Origin of the sequence: Desulfosporosinus meridiei DSM 13257 (genome assembly GCF_000231385.2) — a bacterium.
Classification (GTDB): domain Bacteria; phylum Bacillota; class Desulfitobacteriia; order Desulfitobacteriales; family Desulfitobacteriaceae; genus Desulfosporosinus; species Desulfosporosinus meridiei.
In genome coordinates, this window is sequence record NC_018515.1 from 1,837,139 (window position 1) to 1,857,884 (window position 20,746).

The 20,746-nt window shown below is 45.3% G+C and carries 21 protein-coding genes; 19 read left to right on the forward strand and 2 right to left on the reverse strand.

What is annotated here, in order from left to right:
* Positions 1–127: 127 nt before the first annotated feature.
* Entirely contained in the window at positions 128–970 is an 843-nt protein-coding gene (locus DESMER_RS08435; protein WP_014902627.1) for a hypothetical protein, read from the reverse strand.
* Between the two features lie 335 nt (positions 971–1,305).
* Between DESMER_RS08435 and DESMER_RS08440 the strand changes: the two genes are divergently transcribed.
* The 19 genes from DESMER_RS08440 (at position 1,306) to DESMER_RS08535 (ending at position 20,360) form a co-directional block, all read left to right on the forward strand.
* Positions 1,306–3,228: an LTA synthase family protein gene (locus DESMER_RS08440; protein ID WP_427854272.1), complete on the forward strand. Its 1,923-nt coding sequence runs from the start codon at positions 1,306–1,308 to the stop codon at positions 3,226–3,228.
* 80 nt (positions 3,229–3,308) lie between these two features.
* Positions 3,309–3,647 carry an ethanolamine utilization microcompartment protein EutS gene (gene eutS, locus DESMER_RS08445; RefSeq protein ID WP_014902629.1) on the forward strand — a complete coding sequence of 113 codons (339 nt, stop codon included), beginning with the start codon at positions 3,309–3,311 and terminating at the stop codon, positions 3,645–3,647.
* On the forward strand, positions 3,647–4,096 hold the full coding sequence (locus DESMER_RS08450; protein ID WP_014902630.1) for a EutP/PduV family microcompartment system protein: 450 nt from the start codon (positions 3,647–3,649) through the stop codon (positions 4,094–4,096). Before eutS ends, DESMER_RS08450 begins: the two co-directional genes overlap by 1 nt.
* Positions 4,077–5,513: a sensor histidine kinase gene (locus DESMER_RS08455; protein ID WP_014902631.1), complete on the forward strand. Its 1,437-nt coding sequence runs from the start codon at positions 4,077–4,079 to the stop codon at positions 5,511–5,513. The genes DESMER_RS08450 and DESMER_RS08455 overlap by 20 nt, the downstream gene beginning before the upstream one ends.
* Positions 5,510–6,079, forward strand: a complete 570-nt coding sequence (locus DESMER_RS08460; protein WP_014902632.1) for an ANTAR domain-containing response regulator — start codon at positions 5,510–5,512, stop codon at positions 6,077–6,079. The genes DESMER_RS08455 and DESMER_RS08460 overlap by 4 nt, the downstream gene beginning before the upstream one ends.
* A 303-nt stretch (positions 6,080–6,382) precedes the next feature.
* Positions 6,383–7,747, forward strand: coding sequence for an ethanolamine permease (gene eat, locus DESMER_RS08465; protein WP_014902633.1), 1,365 nt, complete (start codon positions 6,383–6,385; stop codon positions 7,745–7,747).
* Positions 7,748–7,787: 40 nt separating this feature from the next.
* A complete protein-coding gene (locus DESMER_RS08470; protein WP_014902634.1) occupies positions 7,788–9,215 on the forward strand; it encodes an ethanolamine ammonia-lyase reactivating factor EutA in 1,428 nt (475 codons plus the stop codon).
* 28 nt (positions 9,216–9,243) lie between these two features.
* A complete protein-coding gene (locus DESMER_RS08475; RefSeq protein WP_014902635.1) occupies positions 9,244–10,608 on the forward strand; it encodes an ethanolamine ammonia-lyase subunit EutB in 1,365 nt (454 codons plus the stop codon).
* A gap of 13 nt (positions 10,609–10,621) precedes the next feature.
* The gene (eutC, locus tag DESMER_RS08480; RefSeq protein ID WP_014902636.1) at positions 10,622–11,500 is read left to right on the forward strand and encodes an ethanolamine ammonia-lyase subunit EutC; all 879 of its coding nucleotides are present in this window, start codon (positions 10,622–10,624) and stop codon (positions 11,498–11,500) included.
* A gap of 171 nt (positions 11,501–11,671) precedes the next feature.
* Complete coding sequence (locus DESMER_RS08485; protein ID WP_014902637.1) at positions 11,672–12,004, forward strand: BMC domain-containing protein; 333 nt, start codon at positions 11,672–11,674, stop codon at positions 12,002–12,004.
* A gap of 48 nt (positions 12,005–12,052) precedes the next feature.
* Positions 12,053–12,700, forward strand: a complete 648-nt coding sequence (gene eutL / locus DESMER_RS08490; protein ID WP_014902500.1) for an ethanolamine utilization microcompartment protein EutL — start codon at positions 12,053–12,055, stop codon at positions 12,698–12,700.
* 24 nt (positions 12,701–12,724) lie between these two features.
* A complete protein-coding gene (locus tag DESMER_RS08495; protein WP_014902638.1) occupies positions 12,725–14,236 on the forward strand; it encodes an acetaldehyde dehydrogenase (acetylating) in 1,512 nt (503 codons plus the stop codon).
* Between the two features lie 154 nt (positions 14,237–14,390).
* The gene (locus tag DESMER_RS08500) at positions 14,391–14,702 is read left to right on the forward strand and encodes a BMC domain-containing protein (RefSeq protein ID WP_014902502.1); all 312 of its coding nucleotides are present in this window, start codon (positions 14,391–14,393) and stop codon (positions 14,700–14,702) included.
* Positions 14,703–14,843: 141 nt separating this feature from the next.
* Positions 14,844–16,352, forward strand: a complete 1,509-nt coding sequence (gene pduL / locus DESMER_RS22970) for a phosphate propanoyltransferase (protein WP_014902639.1) — start codon at positions 14,844–14,846, stop codon at positions 16,350–16,352.
* A 1-nt stretch (position 16,353) separates the two neighbouring features.
* Entirely contained in the window at positions 16,354–17,277 is a 924-nt protein-coding gene (locus DESMER_RS08515) for an HFCD family protein (protein ID WP_014902503.1), read from the forward strand.
* Positions 17,274–17,567 (forward strand): EutN/CcmL family microcompartment protein, encoded by a 294-nt coding sequence (locus DESMER_RS08520; RefSeq protein WP_014902504.1) that lies wholly within the window; start codon positions 17,274–17,276, stop codon positions 17,565–17,567. Before DESMER_RS08515 ends, DESMER_RS08520 begins: the two co-directional genes overlap by 4 nt.
* Before the next feature lie 19 nt (positions 17,568–17,586).
* Positions 17,587–18,930, forward strand: coding sequence for a 4Fe-4S dicluster domain-containing protein (locus DESMER_RS08525; RefSeq protein ID WP_014902640.1), 1,344 nt, complete (start codon positions 17,587–17,589; stop codon positions 18,928–18,930).
* Entirely contained in the window at positions 18,927–19,475 is a 549-nt protein-coding gene (locus DESMER_RS08530) for a BMC domain-containing protein (RefSeq protein WP_014902641.1), read from the forward strand. Before DESMER_RS08525 ends, DESMER_RS08530 begins: the two co-directional genes overlap by 4 nt.
* 213 nt (positions 19,476–19,688) lie before the next feature.
* Positions 19,689–20,360, forward strand: coding sequence for a cupin domain-containing protein (locus tag DESMER_RS08535; protein ID WP_014902642.1), 672 nt, complete (start codon positions 19,689–19,691; stop codon positions 20,358–20,360).
* Between the two features lie 87 nt (positions 20,361–20,447).
* On the opposite strand, the gene DESMER_RS08540 is transcribed toward DESMER_RS08535, so the two are convergent.
* Complete coding sequence (locus tag DESMER_RS08540) at positions 20,448–20,654, reverse strand: alpha/beta-type small acid-soluble spore protein (RefSeq protein ID WP_014902643.1); 207 nt, start codon at positions 20,652–20,654, stop codon at positions 20,448–20,450.
* Positions 20,655–20,746: the final 92 nt, after the last annotated feature.

Below are 20,746 nucleotides of genomic sequence, written 5' to 3' on the forward strand. Positions count from 1 at the left end.
ACAAGCGAAAGACCATCTCGTTAGAGATGGTCTTTCTTTATGTTCATCCTTCCACCTCATCTGGGGTGTCTTAAATTCGCCCACGTGGGCGAATTTGGGGAGCCGGGGTTCTACCCGTTCCAATTTGCTATTGTACCTTCATCTTTAAGGAATACTTTTCAATTATGATAAAGGCAACTATGCTAGAAAAGTAAAGTATCATTGAGTAGAGGAGATTCCATCCGTCTTTTACAACAAGAATATTTAATTTCATAAGAATATATTGACCAAAAAATGCAATGCAGAATGGTATGAGTTTAAAATACCATTTTTTAAGGATACATACACAGATAACTAAAAATATGACCTCAAATAATTGATAAGTGAATATAAACATCGTACTCGATAAATATAAATTTTCTGCCCAATTAACGTTATAGTATTGTTTTCCTAACAGTAAAAGTACGGGAATGGGGTAATGTAGAAGTACAAACCCAACAAAGTAAAATGTAATATTCCTGATGAGTCTCGACTTAGTGGGATTGAGCATAGCAAAGTACTTTTTAGAAAATACTTGAAAGAAAAAAATCAAGAAACCTGTCATGTAATACTTCCACCAGTGATGTTCGTATATTCCTGATTTCAAACACAAATACTCAATTAGTAAATAGATAATAGTTATAAAAGAAATCCATCCATATCCCAGGCAATTAGCTGCAACTAATATAGCTGTTCCGGGATAGAAAGTGGAATTAAGTATTAGATGACCTAATATGTTTTGTGCCCAAGGATCAGAGAAAATGCCTGTTTTATAGGCGTAAGCATCAAGCAAGCCAAGGACGACAAATTCACCGATCCATGTGATACATGTTGTAAAGAGGTAGAAAACAAGAAAGGTAGAACGTTTGACAGTTTGCTTTTTATAGATGGAAAAAACGGTGGCTCCCAGCCCAATAATAGCGATAAGATAATACCAGTATATGTTGGCCATAATTAGCTCCTTGTAATTTATATCAGAAACATTTAGCCATTATGAAAGTGTATATATTACTGCTCAGTAAAGCCTCAGAAATGAATACACTATAGCTTTCCCGTAATTCATGCAGAAATCCAAGATAATTAGGGCTTTTAGCTATTAATCTTGGATTTCCTATTTGAGCCGAATCATTGCTAATGAGAAGTCCCGTTTATAACCGTAAAACTAATGAGGTTAAGAAGATAATTAAAATATGATATTGCAAAATCTAGCGAAAACCCTCAGTATTGTAAAGGGAAAAGCAAAGTTTTGTCGAATAAAACTAAGTTGAGTGATTTTATTGTGAGGGAATGGTGATTTTGGCTCGTATAGAAGATGAGCTTGTAAAAACAAGCTCAAAATATAGTAATCCTCTTAGTAGTATTCGCTACCTAGTTATGTGCTTAAAAACTCTGATCATATCCTGCCTAGAAGTTAAGGGTTTCGTTCTAGCGTTCACTACAGCAGCCATGCTACACAAGTCCATACTATTTATTGGCTTAATTAACAATGATAATGCAACTAAATATGACCATATAAAAGCTTTTTATAGCTTTAGTTCAGCTCCTCCTTTAGATGTTTACATTGCATTTATTCTGGTAGTCTTGAGTTTCTCCTATTTATTTAAGGGTAAAGCCCGTTTCTGGTGTCTAGTAGCCTGCAATAGTTTATTTTCACTTCTCCTAATTACTAATTTGATGTATTATCGTGGGTACAGTAGCTTTGTATCACCATATTTGCTTAGTCAAACCACAAATCTGGACAATCTTTTTAGTAGTATAATTTCAATGTTGCGTCCGGTTGATTTTTTCTTCGTTGTTGACTTGTTATTTTTGGCGGGACTGGGCTTAGTGTATAAAGCATTTTACAGCAGGGTTCAAAGAAGTGTTTATACATTTCTGATCCTCTCGGTGCTTTCAGTCTCGTATATATATTACCAGCATGTTCAAATGGATTTAAGTGGGAATGAAGATACTATGCTGTTCAGAGTTGCTTGGTCTCCGAATCAGACAATGTCAAACCTATCCCCCCTGGGCTACCATATGTTTGATACTTACAACTATTTTAAAGATCTTAAGGATTCCCAATTAACACCGGAAGAACAGAATGAAATTAAGAATTGGCTCGCTCAAAATCAAGAGAAATTACCGCCAAATGATTATAAGGGGATGTTCAAGGGGCAAAACCTGGTCATGATTCAAGTAGAGTCGCTTGAAAATTTTGTCATCAATCAACAAATTAATGGCCAAGAAATTACTCCAAATCTTAATAAACTTCTGGCTAATAGTTTATACTTTTCGAATTTCTATGAGCAAGTATACAATGGATCAAGCTCTGATGCTGACTTAATGGCGAACACCTCTGTTTATCCGATTCGTACTGGTTCTGCGTTTTTTCGGTTTCCTAACAATACCTATAATTCACTTCCTAAGATTTTGAATGAGGATGGATATAATACCTTAGCCATTCATCCGGATAAGGGCTCATATTGGAATTGGATGCCCGCCTTGACTGCTATTGGATTCGAAAAGACAATGGACGATTCGCGATTTAATACGGAAGAGAAAATTGGCTTAGGTCTTAGTGATGGCAGCTATTTTAAGCAAATAGCCCCGATTATTTCGGAACAAAAACAACCATTTTATGATTTTATGGTTACGTTAACAAGCCATAACCCTTTTGACTTACCTGAACAGTATCGATCCCTAAATCTAAGTGAAGATTTGAATAATTCAAAGTTAGGTGGATACTTTCAAAGTATTCGGTATACGGATGAACAAATTGGCCTGTTTTTGGAAAAGCTGGATCAAAGTGGGGTGTTGGATAATACCGTTGTTGTTATCTATGGAGATCATACCGGAGTTCATAAATACTATAACGATGAAGTGAAAAAGGTTGAGCCCCAGGAAAGCTGGTGGCTGGATGACAGTAAAAAGATACCTCTAATCATTTATCATAAGGGAATGAACGGGAAAGAGATTTTCACCATAGGTGGACAGGTGGATACTATGCCCACGATAGCTTATCTTTTAGGCATCGAAGAAGATCGTTACATTAGTACAGCTTTCGGACGAAACTTGTTAAACACTAATAAGAGTTTTGCGGTATTGGCCACCCGGCAATACATGGGGGAATCTGAAAATAGTGTTGAATATGAGAACCGTCTAAAAGGAATCGATATTTCGGACCTTGTCATACGGAAAAACTACTATAAAGAAGCCGGGTATAAATAAAAAGAAGGACTTTGATATTCTTCAACGAAATAATCAGTCTAACTTTTAGTTTAAGTGTTACAGAAAAGGTGGTGCTCATTTTGACTGAAAAACAGCGAGTGATTCAAGAATATGTACCTGGAAAACAAGTAACTATGGCCCATATTATACCGAACCCTCAAGGAGATATTCATGAAAGATTAGGAATTGTTACATCAGGTGCTATTGGGATTATGACGATTACCCCCAGTGAAGCGGCGATTATTGCTGCCGATGCTGCAAGTAAAGCAGGAGATATAGAACTTGGTTTTTTAGATCGCTTTACCGGATCTCTAGTCATTACAGGGGATGTATCCAGTGTAGAAGCAGCCATAAGAGCAGCTGTCAATACTCTAGTTGACATTTTAGGGTTTACAGCAGCTGAAGTGACAAGAAGTTAATGGGCAGGATTCTACTGATAGGAGGAATAGGTGCCGGCAAAACCTCCTTAAAACAGACCCTAATGAATGAGCAAGTTACCTATCAAAAAACTCAAATGCTTGATTTTTGCAATACCTTTATTGATTGTCCGGGGGAATATCTGGAAATTCCCCGTTTCTATCATGTTTTAATTGATGCAAGCCATCAGGTCTCAGAAATTTGGGCCCTTCAAGATGCAACCAAACAACGATCTTTTTATCCTCCGCAATTTTCTAAAGTTTTTCGCAAACCAATCATCGGAATCATAACGAAGGTCGACTTGCCTAAAGCCAATATCCAACAAGCAACAGCTTACTTAAATTATGCAGGAATTGAAGAACCCTTTTATCCAATATCCGTGATGAACGGGGAAAGTGTTGCTCCATTGCGTTTGCGATTGGAGGAGTTGAATGAACTGCGAAAATGTTAAAGGTTTATGTTTGAGGTATACGAATCTTACTGAAGAAGATATTAAGATTTTAGAATCAATGATTTTACAAATACCCAATACTGCTGAGTTAACAGGCACAGATATCTTTATTGATGCGCCAATTAGGGATGGCGTCGATGCTGTAGTATTAGCATGGGGTCGCCCTAAATGCCGATCCTTGTACAGAAATAGTGTCGTAGGAGAATTAGCCTTAGCAACCAGTGAACCAGCAGTTTATCGAACCTTAATAACTGGGGAAACATGCCGGGATGTTCGAGGAGTTAGCCAAGAGGGGATTCCAATTGCCCAAACTGTAGTAGCCATTCGTAATCCTGGCGATAAAATCATTGGTGTATTAATTATGGAAAGAGATATCTCTGAAGAATTGCGACAAGAAGAGCAATTTGAGTTTTTAACTCAGACAGCAGAGCGCTTAAGTAATACGCTGATGAATTTGTCAATGACCGGTTCTCAGTTTGAAAATTGGGTTGGAAACGGGATATTTGTCTTAAATAAGTATAGTAAGATTACCTATGTCAATAAAAAAGCTGCTAAGATCTATCAGGAGTATCACGGGTTTGAGGCACTTGGGCATGATTTTTTATTTGCTCTGTTCAATTGTTCCTGTTTAGAAGAACTTTTAGATGCTTTGAAAAGCCCTACCGAGTTTTGTATCATGGATAAGAGCTATCTTTTTGAGGCTTATCCTTTAGTCACCTATGGAGATCTAAGCGGTTGCGTAATATCCTTAAGAGATATCACAGATCTGCGTAAAAAAGAACGTGAGTTGAACGCTAAGAGTACAGTTATTCGTGAAATACACCACCGAGTTAAAAATAATCTTCAAAATGTTGCGGCCTTGCTTCGCTTACAAATGAGACGGTCAGATTTGGATACTGTCAAAGCTGAATTCGCAGCAAGCATCAATCGAATTATTTCAATCGCCATGGTGCATGATGTCTTTGCCTGTCAAAACTGTGATTCTGTCGATTTAAAGGATCTTTCTCAGCGTATTTTAAAGGCGCTTTTGGAAAGCTCGACTTCGACTGAGCAGAGCATCGAAGCCCATGTTATAGGACAGAATTTGCATCTGCCAAGTATAAAAGCTGTCCCGTTGGCTCTTGTGATTAATGAAATCCTGACAAACAGTTTTAAACACGGTGTTCGTCATTTAGATAGAGCAGTCATTACTCTTGAGATTATTGAGAAAAATGGAGAAATACTTCTGACGGTAAGAGACAATGGTCCTGAACCGGAAGTGCCTTTTGATAAGGTCAAGCAACGACGGTTAGGTTTGCAAATTGTCGATTCCTTAGTTGAAGATCAATTGGGTGGAGAGTTCGGAATGGAACGTATTAATGGAATGACAGTGGTAACAGTAAGCTTTCCAAAACATAACTCGGAGGGAAAGTTATGAGCGAACTATCCATTTTAATTGCAGATGATGAGGCTTTAATTCGGCTGGATATTAAAGAAATGCTGCAAGGGGCTGGGCATATAGTTTGTGCAGAAGCAAACAATGGCTTAAAGGCAGTTGAGTTAGCAAAATCCTTCGCTCCGGATTTAGCGATACTTGATGTTATGATGCCTAAATTAGATGGGCTGGAAGTAGCAAAGATATTACATACCATGAACATACCCGTTATATTGTTGACCGCCTATAGTCAAACAAAGTTTATTAATCGAGCCGAAAAAGTTAGTGTCTATGGATATCTGGTTAAACCAATAACCGAACGTGATCTCTTGCCGGCAATCCAAATCGCTTATGCCCGCTGGAGAGAGATGCAAGCTGTTCAGTCAAAATTAGAGACTACACAACAAGAGCTGCATAGTCAAAAACAAGTTTCTAGGGCAAAGGCAATTCTTGCTGCTCGTGAGGGAATTAGTGAGTATGAAGCTCATCAATTGTTAATCCATCAGGCCATGGATCAGAGAATTACTGTCGTAAAATTAGCTGATCAGATTATTAAAACTGCGGAATAAATTTAAGTATTTGGTTATAGTTAATAATTATATTGGTATTCAAGAATTTTGAAAAAAAATTCGTCAAAAAAAAGGAATATTGTGATAGATCGCGAATAATGTAGATTATAGATGGAGTCAACCGTTACCAACTAGTGAACTTCTCAACAAAGGAATAGCGGGCAATAATGCCCTTTATTACATCCGGAATTTTCGGGTGCAATAAAGGGCATTAATTTTTGTCCGAGAAAGGCGGGTGAAGACTAAAGTTATAGTTTAGTATGGTATCGGTTACATCTAATAAAAACAAAGGAGGTTTATATAGTGACAACAGAAACTAAAGTTGTGACCGCAGGGGCCGATGCAAATTTATCCAGAGTACTTAAACCTATTCACTTATGGGCTCTTGCTGTAGGATTAGTCATATCAGGAAACTATTTTGGCTGGAGTTATGGATTTGGTGCAGGCGGGCCGATGGGATTAGCCCTAGCCTTAATTCCAGTCACGATCTTTTATGTAACATTTATCTTATCTTATTCTGAGCTGGCAACAGCAATTCCCCATGCAGGTGGACCTTCGGCTTATGCTCGGAGAGCATTGGGGCCTTTTTGGGGATATATGAATGGTATTAGTTGTTTAATCGAGTTCATTTTTGCACCCCCTGCAATCGCTTTGGCTGTTGGTGGATATATTAACTTTCTCATTCCATCCATTCCAACTTTAACAGCATCAGTTGCAGCATTCCTTTTTTTCATTTTTGTTAACTATTTGGGAATGAAAACTTCTGCTACAGTAGAATTAGTAGTCACCATTATTGCCCTTGTCGGTTTGGTTATTTTCTGGGGAGCAGCAGCACCTCACTTTTCCATTCAACGGGTTATGGCTGAGCCTCTCCTTCCCTTCGGTATGAAAGGAGTCATGGCGGCTGTACCTTTCGCTATTTGGTTCTATCTGGCTATTGAAGGCGGAGCCATGGCGGCAGAAGAAATGGTAAATCCCCAGAAAGATATTCCTAAAGGTTTCTTAAGTGGTATGGGTACACTGATGATCATGGGCTTCCTGACCCTCTTTTTAACGGCTGGTATTGCAGACTATAATTTGGTTTCAGCTGTTGACTTCCCATTACCAATTGCCTTAGCTCAAGTCTTTGGCGAAAATGCCTTTATTGTTGTATTGGTCAATATCATTGGTTTATTCGGCTTAATTGCTTCCCTGCATGGAATTATCGTAGGTTACTCACGTCAAACTTACGCCATGGCTCGAACCGGATATTTGCCTAAGTTTTTAGCTTATGTGGACCCAAAACGTCATACTCCGGTATGGGCACTATTAGTTCCTGGACTTATTGGCTTAGGTGTCGTTCTCACTGGTCAGACAGCTGTCGTTATTACAATTGCAGTTATCGGTTCTTTAGCCCTTTACATGCTTAGCCTAATCAGTCTGTTTGTTCTGCGTGCCAAAGAACCCAGTCTCAAAAGACCCTTTAAAGTATCCTATCCAATTATCCCGGCTATTAGCTTTCTGACAGGTATTTTCTTGACTATAAGTGTAATTATTTCAAGTGTACCTGCCTTAAAAATGACAGCTATTGTCTATGCCATTGCAATCGTTTACTATTTTATCTGGGGAAATAAGAATATCAGACCTTTTGAAGAAGAGTTCGGCGTTTTAGACGAACTAGATGCTTAAACCCAAATACCTTTTTGTGGAGAGGAGCCATCGTAATTAGATGGCTTATGGAAACAACATGGCTAAAGAGATGACACTAGTCAGTGTGGGGATCGACATCGGAACAACAACGACTCAGTTGGTCATTTCGCGGCTGACTCTAGTGAACGTAATGCCCGGAAGTCAAGTCCCGAAGGTGGAAATTAGTCATAAAAGTATTGCCTATCTTGGGAAGGTTCACTTCACTCCTTTTGAAGACCGTCAGCATGTTGACGGTGCTGCCCTTCGTAAAATCATCGCAAAGGAATACGAGAAGGCTGGAGTGAGGCCCGAACAGATTGACACAGGGGCTATTATTATTACCGGAGAAACCGCTAAAAAGGAGAATGCCTCGGAGATCATTCATTCCTTGGCTGATTATGCCGGAGATTTTGTCGTAGCGACGGCTGGACCGGATCTCGAAAGTGTGATTGCCGGAAAAGGATCGGGAGCCGAGGCGCTCTCCAAGCGCTTACATGGCTGTATTGCCAATATTGATATCGGTGGAGGAACCACAAATATTGCCTATTTTGATCGAGGCAAGTGTATTGGTACAGCATGTATCAATGTTGGCGGCCGACTTTTTGAAGTTGATCCGATTAGTCACAATTTAACGTTTGTTTCCCCACCTGCCCAGAAGATATTGAGTCATTTTTATCCCGAAACTGTCCAGGCTCAAAGTGAGAAAGAATTAGTTATAATCAAGCACTGTTTGCGCAGTATGGTCGAATGTGTGGAACGGGTCATTTTTCAGGAACCCTTGCTTGCTCAGGACAGTTGTTTGGTAATGACCAATTTATTACCGAATGTTAAGATCGACGGTGTGGTCTTTTCAGGAGGGGTAGCAAGATATATTTATCTTCCTGGAATTAATGAGTGGTGGATACATGGGGATGTTGGCCCACTATTAGCTGAAGCATTTCGTGAAAGCCGGATTTATTCGTCCCTGCCCGTACATGAAGGCACGGAAACCATTCATGCTACTGTCCTGGGGGCGGGGGCTCATACTGTAAATGTATCCGGTTCAACAATTACTGTTAGTGAGCATACCCTTCCGCTGCGCAATGTGCCGGCGGTGTATCCGGAATTGAGTGCGTCGGGTGGCTTTACCTGGCTTAAACCCACTGAGAATTATACCGACGCTCTTTACCGCACAGTTGCCTTAATCGTACCACCTTTGCCTGACACGGACTTTACCACGATTCTTTCCTTAGCAGAAACTCTAGCCAGTGAATTACCTTCAATTAAAGGGGAGCCTAAAGTGGTTATTGCCCAACAAGATATTGCTAAGGTTCTTGGACAAACCCTGCAGAGGCTTCTCCCTAATATGCCAATAGTCTGTTTGGACGGTATTGAACTGGCCTTTGGCGATTTTTTAGATATTGCTAAACCCTTACCCCATCAAGATGCAGTGCCTGTTATTGTAAAAACCCTCGTATTCGCCCGTTAATACTAGCCAACAGAAGGGATGTGAAATCGTGAATCTAAAGACACGACTTTTTGGTCAAACCTTTACCTTCAAAGATGTAAAGGATGTTTTGGCTAAAGCAAACGAAATTAAATCAGGGGATATCCTTGCAGGAATCGCTGCCGCTGATGCAGCGGAACGGATCGCCGCTAAACGGGTCTTATCAGAATTAACTTTGGAAGATTTACGAAAGAATCCAGTCGTGCCCCTTGAGGACGACGAAGTATCCCGTGTTATTGACGCTGATGTCAATGAGCCCATTTACCATACGATTAAGAATTGGAGTGTTGCAGAGTTTCGAGAATACATTCTCCGAACCGAAACCAATGGTTCTGCTCTGAAAAGGATTAGTCGAGGTCTTACCTCAGAGATGGTCGCTGCAGTAGCTAAATTAATGAGCAATCTTGACCTGATCTTAGGGGCAGCTAAAATTCAAAATTTGGCTCATTGTAATACGACAATTGGTAATGCAGGGTGCTTAGCTTCTCGGCTTCAACCAAATCATCCTACGGATGGGGTCGATGGAATTTTAGCCAGCTTGCGTGAAGGTCTATCTTATGGGATAGGGGATGCAGTATTAGGATTGAATCCGGTTGATGATACCGTACCTGCTACCATACGCAGCCTGGAAACCCTCTATAACTTTGCTGAAGAATGGAAGATACCTACTCAGATTTGTGTTTTAGCCCATATTACCACTCAAATGAAGGCCTTAAGAAAAGGTGCCCCTGTGCACTTATTATTCCAATCTATTGCCGGTTCCCAGATTGGGAACGAAGCCTTTGGAGTCACTAAAGAAATTTTAGACGAGGCCTATGCTTTAGGATTGAAAGAAGGCCGTGCCACCGGTCCTAATATTATGTATTTTGAAACCGGGCAAGGCTCCGAGCTTTCTTCCGAGGCTCACCATGGTGCTGACCAAGTAACTATGGAAGCTCGGTGTTACGGTTTAGCTCGTCATTACAATCCCTTTTTAGTTAATACCGTTGTTGGATTTATCGGTCCGGAGTATCTTTATGATACTCGTCAAGTAACAAGAGCAGGTCTGGAAGACCATTTTATGGGTAAACTAACTGGTTTGCCAATGGGTGTGGACGCTTGCTACACCAACCATATGAAGGCAGACCAAAATGATATCGAGAATTTGGCAACTCTTCTCTCTGCGGCAGGGTGTACCTATTTCATGGGGATCCCTATGGGTGATGATGTAATGTTAAATTACCAATGCACGAGCTATCATGACATTGCAACCTTGAGAGAACTGTTTAACTTAAGACCGTTGCCGGAGTTTGAAGCTTGGGCAGAATCCATGGGAATCCTGGCAAAGGGCAAGCTTACAGCTCGTGCCGGTGATGCGACGATATTCACAAGGTAAGGGGGGAAAAGAAATGAGCTTAGAAGATAGTGTTCGTTTAATCGTTGAAGAATTGCTTAAAGGAATGGAACAACAGAAAAGCCAAAATTCGAGTAGTAATCTCCCTTTAGCAGAATCAGCAAAAATTAACGAATGTGAGATAAAAGATTTAGCAGAAATTGACTTACAACGATATCTGCAAGTACCTGATCCTGTCAACAAAGATCTTTATGAAGAGATGAAGCTTTCAACACCAGCCCGGATCGGAGTGTGGCGCAGCGGTCCCCGTCCATTGACAGATACTTTACTGCGTTTTAGAGCTGACCATGCCGTAGCCCAAGACTCTGTACTTGGAGTGGTACCGGAAGAATTTCCGGCAAAATATAATATGGTTTCTATCCAAACCCTCTGCAGCTCAAAAGATGAATATCTAACTAGACCGGACCTGGGCAGAAAACTGGATGATGAAAATTTAGGGATTCTGGCAAAGGGATGCCCTAAAGGCGCTATGGTTCAGATCATTGTATCTGACGGACTTTCCAGCAAAGCCGTTGAAGCAAATATTCCTAATCTTCTCCCTGCCTTGACTCAAGGGCTTGAAGGAATGGGTGTGAAGCTTGGAATTCCAATCTTTGTTCGCAATGGCCGAGTGGCCATTATGGATACCATTGGGGAAGAGTTGAAGCCTGAAGTTGCCGTAATTCTTATTGGAGAACGCCCGGGATTAGGAACGGCTGAGAGTATGAGTGCTTATATAGGATACAATCCGAGACTGGGTATGGTTGAGAGTGAAAGAACCGTAATCAGTAATATTCACAAGGGTGGGACTCCGGCTGCGGAAGCTGGAGCACATTTGGCCAGCTTAATCAAAAGAATACTGGATGCTAAAGCATCAGGTGTCAATCTTGAGTAGTAAGCCTTTAAGTAAGCAGCAATGGACGAACCTAGTATTAACCGATTATTCATAAGAACATTTCAATGTTAGAAAGTTGTATTGGTTTATTATAAGTTGTCCATATATAATGGGTTGTGAGAATTTAACGTTTATTTGATATATAAACGAGAGTGAGAGGAGCAAACACAAATGGCTATAAGAGAAGATCTCGTAGCACTAGGAATGGTAGAAACCCGTGGAATCGTAGGAGCCATAGAAGCGGCTGATGCCATGGTCAAAGCAGCCAATGTCACCCTAATCGGGAAAGTGAAAGTTGGAGGCGCCTTAGTGACGGTCATGGTTCGAGGAGATGTAGGAGCCGTAAAAGCTTCCGTTGATGCGGGAGCAGCCGCCGCTGAGCGAGTCGGAGAGCTTATCAGTTGTCATGTCATCCCCCGCCCACACCCTGAGTTGGAGGCTATCCTGCCTAAATTACCCGTCTTTGAAGAAAAGCCAAAATCCAAAAATGTTGAAAACAAATAAATCGTCGGATCTTAAGAAAAGCGTCCGGCAGGAATAGGGAGGATAACCATGATAGAGCCTCTAAAACCTAAAGTATTAGCCGTCCGATTAATCCCGAATGTAGCCCCGGATCTGGCCCAGCAGCTGGGCCTGACGGACTATCAGCGTTCCATCGGTATGATCACCGCCGACATTGATGATTCCACCTACGTAGCCTTAGATGAAGCCACTAAAAAAGCGGAAGTCGAAGTTGTCTATGCCAAAAGCTTCTATTGCGGAGCAGCCCGAGCCTCCGGCCCGCTATCCGGAGAAATCATTGGCATCTTAGCCGGCCCTAATCCGGCGGAAGTCCGGGCCGGAGTGGATGCCTGCATCGAACACCTGGAAAATGAATGCTGGTTCTACACCTGTGACGGCGGAAAAACAGCGTTCTTTCCTCACACTATCTCACGAACCGGAAGTTATCTTTCTAAAGTTGCCGGAATTGAAGAAGGCCAGGCTCTTTCTTACCTGATCGCCCCTCCGATTGAAGCCATGTTTGGCTTAGACGCCGCCTTAAAAGCCGCCGAAGTCAGCATGAAAGCCTTCTACGGCCCCCCCACGGAAACCAACTTTGGCGGCGGACTCTTAACCGGCTCGCAAAGCGCCTGCAAATCCGCCTGCGAAGCCTTCCAAAGAGCCGTCATCGACGTCTGTGAAAACGGATTAAAATTTTAGGAAAAGGGAGGAGGCAGCTTCGTAATGGAACTTGACCGCGATTTATGTTCCTTACAGGAAACCCGAAATTTAGTGCGAGCTGCGCGCAAAGCCCAAGAAGCCCTGAAAGACTTCACGCAAGAGCAAGTGGACCATATCATCGATATGATGCGGGAAGCCGGGGAAGCTAATGCAGCCAGACTAGCCATGATGGCCGTCTCCGAAACGGGGATGGGCAACTATAACGATAAATGCTTTAAGAACTATTTTGCCTCGCGAACTCTCTACGAGTTCATCAAACCCATGAAGACCGTGGGAATCATCCGAGAAGATCAGGAGCAAAAGCTTTGGGAAATCGCAGAACCCGTGGGTGTCATCGCCGGGATCGTCCCGACCACGAACCCTACCTCAACGGTGATCTACAAAGCCATGATCGCCCTGAAATCCCGGAACGCCATCGTTTTCTCCCCCCACCCCAGTGCCGTGCGCTGCACCCATGAAGCGGCAAAAATTATGCAGCAAGCCGCGGCCGCAGCGGGAGCGCCGGAAGGGGTTATCGGCTGCATCATGAATGTCTCCATGGGAGCCACCAACGAACTCATGAAACACCCCGATGTAGCCATGATCCTAGCCACAGGGGGAAGCGCCCTGGTTAAAGCCGCCTACAGCAGCGGAAAACCAGCCCTCGGTGTGGGCCCCGGAAACGTCCCGGCCTTCGTGGAACGCAGTGCCGACCTGGCTAAAGCCGCCGAGTACATTGTCATGGGTAAAACCTTTGACAACGGAACCATCTGTGCCTCCGAACAAGCCATTGTTGCCGAAGAATGTATCGCCGATGACCTCATTATCCAGCTCAAACAACAAGGTGCCCATTTCCTCGATCCCGAGGAGGTGGCCAAAGTCTCCAAGGTGGTTATGTTAGCGAACGGAGGGGTCAATCCGAAAGTCGTGGGCAAAGAACCTAAATTCATCGCCCAACTGGCCGGGATTTTAATCCCCGAGCAAACCAGATGCTTAGTCGCCCCCTTAGCAGGCGTCGGCCCCCAATGGCCCTTATCCTATGAAAAGCTGACCACCGTCTTAGGCTTTTACCGAGTGGCGGATTGGCATGAAGGGTGCGAGCGCTGCTTCCAGCTCTTAGAAGCCGGCGGAGTAGGACACAGCTTGGCCATGCACTGCAACAACCTAGAAGTGATCCGAGAGTTTGCCCTGAAGAAACCCGTCAACCGTTTACTGATCAACACCCCGGCAGCTATGGGCGGCGTAGGAGCCACCACGGGCTTAGCCCCCTCCTTCACCTTAGGCTGCGGCACCTGGGCCGGATCCAGTGTCTCCGAAAACGTGACCCCCTTACATCTGCTGAACATCAAGCGAGTCGCTTGGCATCTGGGCATCCCGGAGCGCAAACCCGTTGACCCCATGAATACCCAGGAAAGTAGTGGGAGAGCTCAAAGCCAACAACAAACCTCAGCAAATCCGCAAATCGATGCTGAGTTAGTGCAAGAAATTCTTAACAAAGTCATGCAGCATATAAACGGCATGAAATGCGGTAAATAATTCACCTCAACATTAACCAGTTAAACATTGAGGACTCATACAAGAATCCCCAGCCTCGAACCACGAACATCGAACCACGAACATCGAACCACGAATATCGAACCACGAATATCGAACCACGAATATCGAACCACGAAATTAGGGAGGGACTAAAATGGCACAAGATCGAAGTGTAATAGCACTTGGCATGATAGAAACCAAAGGATTAATCCCAGCGATCGAAGCAGCCGACCAAATGTTAAAAGCAGCCAATGTAGTACTCTGCGGCAAAGAACACGTCTCCGGCGGACTAGTCTCCGTCATGGTGCGAGGTGATGTCGGAGCGGTCAAAGCCGCCGTCGATGCAGGAGCCGCCGCCGCCCAGCGCGTGGGAGCACTCCTCAGCGTTCACGTCATTCCACGCCCCCATCACGATGTGGAATACATTCTGCCTGTCGGTGACAACAAAAGCTTTGGAGATAAATAAGTAAACGTCAAATGTTCGAGCCAGAGGTAAGGACAACTAACTATTAACTTCAATCTATCTAACGTAATTAGTATTGAAGCAAATGCACTAAACCCTTAACCGCTGGCTTCCGACCTCTGACTTCTGTAATGAGGTGAGGACTTGATCGTCACAGAATATGAATTGCGAGCCAATTGGCATAAAAACAAAGAAACACTGATCATCTTACCGCCAGGAAGTGTGATCACACCCTCAGCCAGAGACTTTATCCGCTCCAAGGGAATCGATGTCCAGATCGAAGGAAACGGACTGCAAGACCTTCATAAGACAACCTTTTCCTCAGCAGCCCAAAGCTTGAGCAGGGGGTATCAACCTAAGCCTACGGAAGAGTCCAAGAGTCATCAGGGTACCCAAGCCCAGACGACGGCTACGAATATGACCACGGGCACCAATGCATTGGCAAGGACAAAGACCATTGTGTCCACCACGCCGATGGCAGCCCCTCCAACCCCAGCAGGCGTCAAACCGGAACACATGACCCATCTGCGTGCGGGCGAGTTAGTCACCAAGACTCACCCGGTGATCGCCTACCGCGGACAACTCGACCTGTTTCAAGGTGACCTAGTTGAAGCTCAATGTTACTTTCAGCAAGCAGGGGAAGAGACGCTGATTCAGCACCTAGAAGAAATCTCCGCCCTCTGCCGCCAACTTATGGTGAGTGAAGTCAAACAAGAGCCCTTTCAATGGAGCACCTTGCTGGGACTAAGCCCAGAAGAACTGCGGGAAAGGTCCCATCATCCCAAAAAATATTTTGGGATTGATCACACCCCGCTAAGCTATACCCATGGCCCCATCGTGGCTAGACTTCACCGGCTAAGAGCTAAGTCGCGAGAAGTGGAACTCTATGCCAACCGAGCCTTTACTGATGAAAAGGGAGAATGCAGCCGAACCGACTTGATTCAGGCTCTGAATCGACTTTCCAGCGCCTTCTACATTCTAGCCTGCGAAGTAAGAAGCCGCATGACCCAGGAAGGTCAGAACCAAGCTAAGAAGGAAACTCAGAGGGAATCCCAGCAGGACAGCTTAAAGGAAGCCCCGGTAAAACGAGTTGCCGTTGGAATTTCCAATCGGCATATCCATCTCTCCAAAACCGACCTGGAAGCCCTCTTTGGAGCCAGCTATACCTTAACCGTCCAAAAAGAACTCTCTCAACCCGGACAATTTGCAGCCGAAGAAACCGTCAGCCTAATTGGGCCTAAAGGACGGCTGGAGAAGGTACGGGTCTTAGGCCCCGTGCGAAAAAACACCCAAGTAGAAATCAGCGTCACGGACTGCTTTAAACTGGGCGTCAAACCGGTGATCCGAGATTCCGGCCAGCATGAAGGCACCCCCGGACTAAAGATTGAGGGCCCAGCCGGAACCGTCGAACTAACCAGCGGCGTCATAGTGGCCAGCCGACACATCCATCTCCATCCTGAAGATGCCCGGGAATGGTGCTTAAAGGATGGGGACCGAATTTGCGTCAAAGTCGAAAGCCCCCGCCCCATCACCTATGAAGATGTCTTAATCCGTGTCAGTGACCAATACCAAAAAGAACTGCACCTGGATCTGGATGAAGCCAATGCGGCTCTCATAGAAGCCACGAGCCAGGGCATCCTCCTGGGGGTATGACATGAATGAAGAACTAATCCGCCAAATTGTCAGCCGTATCCTGTCGGATCCCAGCTTACAAGGACTCCTACAAGGAACAGGCCATCAAGCCCCTCCATCAAGGGTTAAATCCGAAGCCCTGGTTCTCTTAAACTATGTCTCGGATTTCCCGGGTGTCTTAGCCACCCTCCAAAAACGGTGGGGAGAGACCCATACCCTCCGCATCCTGCCCAGCGACCAAGCCTTTCAGGCGAAACCGGAACTGCCGGCAGGGATGAGCTGGATCAGCGGGGAAGAGGCCTTGGGAAAAGCAGACTGGCCCCAAGTAATCCTACCCACCTGTTCCGCCAATACCTTAGCCAAAGCCGCCTTAGGCATACGGGATAACCCCATCAGTGAACTGATCGGGCGAGGGATCAGCCAGGGCAGCTCCATCGAGCTCAACACCGAATATCTGGGTCTTACCAACCGGACCCCGGCAGCCTATCGGGAACTTTATGAAGGCTATCTGGAGAAACTAAAGTCCTATGGAGTTCAGATCCTTAGGCGTTTAAACCCAAGCTGTGCAGACGTTAAGTTCGGCTCACAGGAGGCAAACCTAATCCTCGATCAGAAATTCCTTAGTCAGCAACCTAACTTACTCGCCGATGAACAAAGGACAGTAAACCAGGCGTCAAAGGCTCAATCCAAGGAATCCCAACCTAATCAATACCCGGTCATCAATCAGCCGGTGCGTACAGTCTTTGCTGACGAACCTGACCACAAGCGCCAAGAAATCTACTACACCAAGAAATTCTTAGGGGATAAACAAGCCTACGGATTTCCGGAAGCCTCGAGAGTCTTGGTCAGCGAAGGAACCGTCATCTCTCCCTTAGCCCGAGACACCTTGAAACAACGGCGAATCGAGCTCTGTCTAGAGAGAGAAAAAGGGAGGGGACAAGGATGATCCTAGCCCGAGTCATCGGAAATGTCTGGTCGACCCGCAAAGAAGAATCCCTGCGCGGTCTAAAATTCCTGGTCGTCCAACCCGTGACCCTCTCTTACCAGGAGGACGGAACCCCTAAGCTCAGGGAGTTCGGGAATTCCCTCATTGCCGCCGACCAAATCGGAGCCGGCGAGGATGAAATCGTCATGATCGCCAGCGGATCCTCCGCCCGCCAAGGCTTAGCCAATAACAACATCCCTATCGATGCCACCATCGTCGGCATCATCGATAAAGAAACCTTTGAAGCGTAACGCTTAAGCAGGTGAAAAAATGAGTAAATTAACCCCTCAAGAAATCAGCGAGAAAGTTCGAGAGGCAGGGGTTGTGGGAGCAGGGGGCGCCGGATTTCCCACCCATGTCAAACTCTCGGCCCAGGCCGAAATAGTGATTGTCAATGCGGCGGAATGTGAGCCCTTACTGAAAACCGACCAACAACTGGCCGCCCGCTATCCCGAAGAACTCATTAAGGGTTTAACCTTAGCTATGGAATCGACGGGAGCCCCAAAAGGGATCATCGCTTTAAAAGCCAAATATAAAGAAGCCATCATCGCTTTAACCCCCTATGTTCAAACCCGAGATAACCTAGAGATCGTGATTATGCCGGATATCTATCCGGCGGGAGACGAAGTCATCACCATCTGGTTAACCACGGGACGGCGAGTACCACCGGGGGGAATCCCCTTAAACATCGGCGTTGTGGTCAACAACGTCCAGACCCTGATCAATGTGGCCAAAGCCGCCGAGGGAACCCCCGTCACCACCCGAACCCTCACCGTTACAGGGGCCGTAAAAAACCCGATTACCGTCACTGTGCCGATTGGAACCTCCATCCGAGACGTCCTGGAACTGGCGGGCGGAGAACAAGGAGACTTAGCCTATATTAATGGAGGGCCGATGATGGGCAGCCTCATCAGCGACCTCTCAGCCCCGGTCACTAAAACCACCGGCGGACTGATAGCCCTACCCAAGGGTCATATGCTCATCGAACGCAAAGGAATGACCGTGGACAGCATCTTGCGCATTGCCAAAACCGTCTGCGAACAGTGCAGCTTCTGTACGGATCTTTGCCCCAGACATCTGATCGGTCACGAACTCCCGCCTCATAAACTGATTCGGGCGGTAAACTACCAAAAGGTGGGAGACCCGAGCCTGGTCACCAGTGCGCTAACCTGCTCGGAATGCGGGGTTTGTGAAGCCTATGCCTGTCCGGTGGGAATCTCCCCCCTCAGAGTCAATATCGCCTTAAAAGCAGAGCTTAGAGCCCAGGGCATCAAGTATCAGGGAGAGCTGGGCAAAGTTGACCCCATGGCTCAACACCGCTTAGTGCCTTCCGCCCGCCTCATGGATCGCTTGAGACTAAGACCTTGGTACAAAGAAGCCCCCTTATCCTTAGATAAGTATGAACCGGCCGAAGTCAGCCTCAAACTGCAGCAGCATATCGGAGCCGCCGCCGTCCCGGTTGTCCAGGTCGGAGACAGAGTTCGAGTGGGACAGCTCATCGGTGACATTCCGGAAGGAGCCCTCGGTGCCAAGCTTCATGCCAGCCTTGAGGGAACCGTGACTCAAGTTACGCCCCAAGCCATAACGATAGGGAAAGGTGGTGCAGCCAAATGATCCATGCCATAGGGCTGGTGGAAACAACCAGTATAGCCCAAGGGATAGAGTGCGCCGATATCATGAGCAAAACAGCGGATGTAACTATTTTGGTCGCCAAAACCATCTGCCCTGGAAAATACATCGTCATGGTCAGCGGGGATGTCTCCGGAGTCCAGCAGTCCGTGAACGCCGGAGTCGACTTAGGAGCAGAGACCGTGGTGGATTCCTTTGTCATTCCCAATGTCCATCCCTCAATCCTGCCCGCCATCGGGAGAGCGAACGCTCTAAAGGATATTAAGGCCTTAGGCATCATAGAAACCTTTACCGTTGCCTCCCTCATCGAAGCGGCGGATGCGGCAGTTAAAGCCGGAGATGTGGAGCCGCTGCTCTTACATCTGGCTTTTGGAATCGGGGGTAAAAGCTACACCCTCCTCACCGGAGAAGTCGCTTCCGTTAAAGCCGCTGTGGAAGAAGGAAGCACCCTGGCCAGTGATAAAGGACTTCTCATCCGCCAAGTTGTGATCCCCAGACCCGCGAAGCAGCTTGTTGAAAGTCTGCTCTAAGGAGTTCGAAGCTGGCAGCACGAGGCACGAAGTCGGGATCACAAACTCGATGCTGGCTAAGTGAACGATTGATCATAGTTAGTACGAAGTACTAAGCGAGAAGACCCAAAAAACCATTGCAAAACCAAGTAGGGAAACGAGGCGCAAAGCTAAGGTTTACCCCTAAACGCTAGTATTGTAATTTTAACTCGAACCACGATAAGGAGGTGTACTATGGGACGATTTATCTCGGCAGCCGTTCTGCGGGATATGGCCAAATTAGGGAAAAATATCGTTTTAGAAGAAGACAGTGTCCTAACCCCATCCGCCAAGGATCTTGCTAAAGAACTGGGAATTACCATTAGCAAAGGCAGAGAAGAAATTATCGGCCACAATGTTGTAGGGCAAGCAGGAGTACAACTGATTAATTCTGAGTCCGGGGTTAAAGCGGTTAGTGTTTCCTCTGGCACAGAAGTAACAAACACCAAGGATACCGACCTAAAAAAAGCCGTCCAGAAGATTCTGGGAGAGGTTCTTAAACCCGCCTGTGCAAACCCGAAAGCGACCCATGTCAAAGGAGAAACGGTTGTGATTCAGCCATTTCCGGAAGCGCCTCCCGGACAAAAAGTAGGTCTGGTAGACGTGATTGATTCTCGGGTGGGCAATCTGGCCTCAGGGTTTATGACCTTTGATCATTCTAGGCTGCCATGGTTCTTAAACTATGATGAAGTTGATTACGTCATCGAAGGGGAGTTTGTCCTGGAAGTTGGAGGGCAAGTCTTCCGTGCTAAGGCTGGAGATGTGTTGTACATTCCTAAGGGAAGTCAGGTCGTCTTTTCCTCGCCAACGTTTTGTAAAGTTTTCTATTGTACCTATCCGGCTAACTGGGCTGAGTTTTGCGATTAAGAGCGTTTCCGAAGCGGGAGAAAGTCACAAAAAGAGGGATGCCATTGACATCCCTCTTTTTGTGCGTTCTTATGAACTTCTAAGTAATTAGATCCTGTTGCCGTTTTTAAGATGTTCCTCTGCAAATTGGATCATACGCTTAGTCATTTGACCGCCGACAGAGCCATTTTCACGGCTTGTTCGATCACCGCCTAATTGAAGACCCATTTCGCTGGCTACCTCATATTTGAATTGATCTAATTGCTGAGAAGCCCCTTGAGCTGCTGGTGTATTTGTACTTCTTTCTCCTGACATAGTAAATTCCTCCTTGTTTCTTTAGTTAAATTTAATTATTTTCCATTTTAGATGGCTGTATTATATTATCCAAATTACCGAGTTCAAACCTG

Bases quoted from the DNA above. Each gene is read 5' to 3' on its own strand.
- DESMER_RS08460 (WP_014902632.1), top strand. From the start codon at position 5,510: ATGAGCGAACTATCCATTTTAATTGCAGATGATGAGGCTTTAATTCGG.
- eutL (WP_014902500.1), top strand. From the start codon at position 12,053: ATGATAGAGCCTCTAAAACCTAAAGTATTAGCCGTCCGATTAATCCCG.
- DESMER_RS08485 (WP_014902637.1), top strand. From the start codon at position 11,672: ATGGCTATAAGAGAAGATCTCGTAGCACTAGGAATGGTAGAAACCCGT.
- DESMER_RS08455 (WP_014902631.1), top strand. From the start codon at position 4,077: ATGAACTGCGAAAATGTTAAAGGTTTATGTTTGAGGTATACGAATCTT.
- DESMER_RS08520 (WP_014902504.1), top strand. From the start codon at position 17,274: ATGATCCTAGCCCGAGTCATCGGAAATGTCTGGTCGACCCGCAAAGAA.
- DESMER_RS08525 (WP_014902640.1), top strand. From the start codon at position 17,587: ATGAGTAAATTAACCCCTCAAGAAATCAGCGAGAAAGTTCGAGAGGCA.
- DESMER_RS08435 (WP_014902627.1), bottom strand. From the start codon at position 970: ATGGCCAACATATACTGGTATTATCTTATCGCTATTATTGGGCTGGGA.
- DESMER_RS08470 (WP_014902634.1), top strand. From the start codon at position 7,788: ATGGCTTATGGAAACAACATGGCTAAAGAGATGACACTAGTCAGTGTG.
- eutC (WP_014902636.1), top strand. From the start codon at position 10,622: ATGAGCTTAGAAGATAGTGTTCGTTTAATCGTTGAAGAATTGCTTAAA.
- DESMER_RS08535 (WP_014902642.1), top strand. From the start codon at position 19,689: ATGGGACGATTTATCTCGGCAGCCGTTCTGCGGGATATGGCCAAATTA.
- DESMER_RS08515 (WP_014902503.1), top strand. From the start codon at position 16,354: ATGAATGAAGAACTAATCCGCCAAATTGTCAGCCGTATCCTGTCGGAT.
- DESMER_RS08495 (WP_014902638.1), top strand. From the start codon at position 12,725: ATGGAACTTGACCGCGATTTATGTTCCTTACAGGAAACCCGAAATTTA.
- DESMER_RS08500 (WP_014902502.1), top strand. From the start codon at position 14,391: ATGGCACAAGATCGAAGTGTAATAGCACTTGGCATGATAGAAACCAAA.
- DESMER_RS08530 (WP_014902641.1), top strand. From the start codon at position 18,927: ATGATCCATGCCATAGGGCTGGTGGAAACAACCAGTATAGCCCAAGGG.
- DESMER_RS08440 (WP_427854272.1), top strand. From the start codon at position 1,306: ATGGTGATTTTGGCTCGTATAGAAGATGAGCTTGTAAAAACAAGCTCA.
- DESMER_RS08540 (WP_014902643.1), bottom strand. From the start codon at position 20,654: ATGTCAGGAGAAAGAAGTACAAATACACCAGCAGCTCAAGGGGCTTCT.
- DESMER_RS08450 (WP_014902630.1), top strand. From the start codon at position 3,647: ATGGGCAGGATTCTACTGATAGGAGGAATAGGTGCCGGCAAAACCTCC.